Source organism: Stenotrophomonas sp. STEN035 (genome assembly GCF_056759935.1).
In genome coordinates, this window is sequence record NZ_JBRRDY010000085.1 from 1 (window position 1) to 444 (window position 444).

General features: G+C 70.7%; 1 pseudogene. It reads left to right on the forward strand.

Going from position 1 to position 444, the window contains the following annotated elements:
- Window positions 1-246, forward strand: a pseudogene (locus tag ACVOLL_RS20585) (IS91 family transposase); the annotation flags it as partial.
- Window positions 247-444: the final 198 nt, after the last annotated feature.

Below are 444 nucleotides of genomic sequence, written 5' to 3' on the forward strand. Positions count from 1 at the left end.
AGCGCCCACGACGAGCCGCGCAGCCCCGAGCAGAAGCGCCGTGCGATGAGCTGGGCGCAACGGCTCAAGCGGGTCTTTTCCATCGACATCACCACCTGCGCCCACTGCGGCGGCGCGGTACGGATCGTCGCCAGCATCGAGGAACCCACCGCCATCCGCGCCATCCTCGCCCACTTCGAGAAGCACGGCGCGCTGGAGCAAGCGCACTACCGGCCCGCAGCGCGCGCGCCGCCGCCGGCCGCGTGACGAGGTGCCGGCCACACAGCCGGCAGCCAAGCCAGAGTCCGATCCGATGCGGCCACGACCCCGCAGGGCTGCGCTCGGCCCTGTGCCGGGATTCGGTGAGAAATGGCTACGCACTGAGCCGCTGCGCGGCCCCGCGATGTCGAAAACCCACGCATGAACCCCCGATCTGTGCCCGATCTGTGCCCAAAGCGGCGCTTG